This is a genomic window from Streptomyces sp. NPDC057543 (assembly GCF_042801895.1).
Taxonomy (GTDB): Bacteria; Actinomycetota; Actinomycetes; order Streptomycetales; family Streptomycetaceae; genus Streptomyces.
This window is the reverse complement of sequence record NZ_JBHVFF010000510.1, coordinates 1-3108: the sequence shown is the minus strand read 5'-3', so window position 1 is coordinate 3108 and position 3108 is coordinate 1. Positions and strand designations below refer to the sequence as shown.

Genomic DNA, 3108 nt, shown 5'->3' with positions numbered 1-3108 from the left:
CTTCGGGGCGGGGGCGTCGTACGTTCCGGAGCGGCTATACGCGTGCTCCGTTGTCGAGCGGGTCCCGGCGCGCCGTCCGCGTACCGGACCGGCGTCCGGGAGCACGTTTACGGGCGGGCGGCGGGGTCTTGCTGCTCTGTTCCAGGACGAGCGCGGCGGGCACGGCGGTCAGCACCGAGGAGTACGTGCCGACGCAGATGCCGATCAGGAGGGCGAGCGCGAAGTCGGCGAGGGAGTCGCCGCCCAGCACGGCCAGTGCGGTCAGGATGAACAGGGCGCCCATTCCGGTGTTGACCGTCCTGGGGACCGTCTGGAGAACGGCCCGGTTGGCGACCGTGGCGATGGGTACGCGGCGGGCCTTCGCCCACAGTTCCCGTACCCGGTCGAAGACCACCACGGAGTCGTTGACGGAGTATCCGATGACGGTGAGGAGTGCGGCCAGGAAGATGCCGTCGACGGTGCGGCCGAGCCAGGCGAAGGCGCCGACCAGGACGATGACGTCGTGGACCAGCGCCCCGACCGAGGCCACGGCGAACGTCCAGCGGAACCGGATCACCAGATAGGCCAGCTGTACGAGGACGGCGATGGCGAGCGCGATCAGGGCGTTGCGCCGGAGTTCGTCACCGAGGCTTGGGCCGATGAGTTCGTCGCGGACCTTGGTGGTTTCGCCGCCCTCCTTCGCGAGGGCGGCGCGCAGGGCGTGTTCTCCGTCGTTGTCGAGCTTTCCGGTGCGTACGGAGAGGTCGCCCGCGCCTGCGGTGGTGACCTCCGCGTCGCCGAAGCCCGCATCGGCGAGGGCGGTTCGGGCCCGCTCCACCTCGACGGGCCTGCTGGTCGAGTACTCGACGAGCCGGCCGCCGGTGAATTCGACGCCCAGGTTGACGCCTCGTACGACGATCCCGAGGACAGCGACGGCGACCAGTGCCGCGGAGACCATCAGCCAGCGGCGGGGGAACCGCATCAGTTGGGGATCGCGGCGGGTCAGCCAGGTACGTACCCGGCCGAGGGAGGCAATGCCGTTGATGCCCCGGTAGTCGCTGACGAATCGTGAGCGTGCGGCGATCTCGGTGAGTGCCCGGGCGATGACGAGCGCGGAGAACATCGAGGCCAGCACACCGATGGCGAGCGTGACGCCGAAGCCCTTCACCGGTCCGGAGCCGAGGAAGAAGAGCAGTCCGGCCGCAATCAGCGTCGTGACGTTGGAGTCGGCGACGGCGCTCCAGGCGCCTCGGAATCCGGCGGTCAGCGAGGAGCGCAGGGTGCGGCCCGGGTGTTGCGCGTATTCCTCTCTGGCGCGTTCGAAGACCAGCACGTTGGCGTCGACCGCCATCCCGATGGCCAGGACGAATCCGGCGAGGCCGGGCAGCGTGAGCGTGACTCCGAGGGCGACCAGGGCCGCGTAGGAGATCAGTCCGTAGGCGGCGAGCGCGACGGCGGCGAGCGCGCCGAAGAGCCGGTAGACGATGATGATGAAGAGTGCCGTGGCCGCGGCGCCGATGAGGGCGGCCCGGGCACTGGCGTCGATGGCGGCGGCGCCGAGCGTCGGGCCGACGGTCCGCTGCTCGACGATCTCGACGGGGAGCGGCAGGGCGCCGCCCTTGATGAGCAGGGCCAGTTCGCGGGCCTCGTCGGCGCTGAAGGAGCCGGTGATCTGGGTGGAGCCGGACGGCAGACCGACGCCGCAGCCGACCGAGGGGGAGACCTGCGGCGAGGAAATGATCTGTTGGTCGAGGACGATGGCGACGCGGCGCCGGTCGTCCTGAGCCGGGTGGCAGGCCGCTTCGCCGGTCAGCCGGGTCCAGTCCTGGCCCGCCTTCTTGTGGAAGTCGAGGGAGACGGTCCAGCCGGCGCCCTGCTGGGCGTCGAACGAGGCAGTGGCGTCCTTGACGCCCGCGCCGGAGAGGCTGGTCGGGCCGAGAGCGAGCGGGCGGCCCTGTTCGTCGGGGAGGGTCAGCCCGTCGCCGGTCGTGCCTTCCGCCTTGTTGTCGGGCCCGGTGCCGGCCTTGTCGTCCGCCTTGTCGTCGGGCTCGGTGCCTGGGCCCTGGACGGCGTGGAAGCTGAGCTGGGCGGTTCTACCGATGACTTCGGCGGCCTTGCGCGGGTCCTGGACGTCGGGGAGTTCGACGATGATCCGGTCCTCGCCGGAGCGGGTCAGGGTGGGTTCGGCGACGCCGAGGGAGTCGATGCGCTGGCGGAGCACCTCAAGGGTGCGGTCGGTGCTCTCGCGGTCCGCTTTCGCGGTGTCGGAGTCCTTGGCCTGGAGCACCATTCTGGTGCCGCCCTGCAGGTCGAGGCCGAGTCTGGGTGACATGGTCAGCGTGATGAGCACGGAGACGAGCAGGACGGCCGCAGCCAGAACCGCTCGCACCGTGGTGGCGCGAGTCATGGATTTCCTCCGAGGGGGCGCCGGACGCCCTCACCTCGGCGGGGACGGCACGGCGTGCGTGTGGGACGGGACCGGTGGCAGGACCGGTGGCCGGTGAACGGCCGTCCTCGGAGGCCCGCGTACGCCGGGCAGCGTGACGCGGAAACGGTCGGTGGCACGAGAGGGCGCGGCGGGTGTTTGTCGGTGCGCCTGGTGCGGTACGCGGATACCCGGTGCGCCGGGCAGCAGGATGTCGGGGCCGGGCGGCGGGAGATGGTGCGCGGTACGGGCGTGGTCGGCCCCGGCCCTGGGCCGGGGCGGGGGAGTCGGCACCGGGCCGTCGGTCGCCGTGGCCGTGCGGATGTGGGTGCGGTGGGTGTCGTGGGCGGTGCCGGTGCGGGCGGTCCGGTCGCTGTGCAGGGTCGGCTGATGGGCGCCGGGTGAGGACGCGGCGGAGGGCGGCACACCCGCGAACGGCCGGGCGGGGAGCGCGGATCCGGCGGCTGCGGGGGCGCCGCCGATGACGGTGAGCACGGCGAGCAGGACGGCGACGACGAACTGCCGGGCCTCCCGTGTGCGGCCGCGACGTGCCGAGGTGGCCGGTCCTGGCCTCGGGGGCGCGTTCCCCGGGGGCGGCCCCGGGAGGGGGGTCACCGCTCTCGGCCGGGCCGGGCCGGTGCCGTGCCGGCAGTCTCCCGCCGGGCCGACGCCTCGCCGGCCCGGCGGAGCACCGAGCTGAGGAT

At 72.6% G+C, this 3108-nt stretch carries 2 protein-coding genes; both read right to left on the bottom strand.

Annotated features, from left to right (window positions below; genetic code table 11):
• Positions 1-34 precede the first annotated feature (34 nt).
• Positions 35-2386: a protein translocase subunit SecD gene (gene secD / locus ACFU8Q_RS40615; RefSeq protein ID WP_384464984.1), complete on the bottom strand. Its 2352-nt coding sequence runs from the start codon at positions 2384-2386 to the stop codon at positions 35-37.
• A gap of 30 nt (positions 2387-2416) precedes the next feature.
• On the bottom strand, positions 2417-3108 hold a 692-nt coding region (locus ACFU8Q_RS40610), incomplete at its 5' end, for a hypothetical protein (protein ID WP_384464981.1).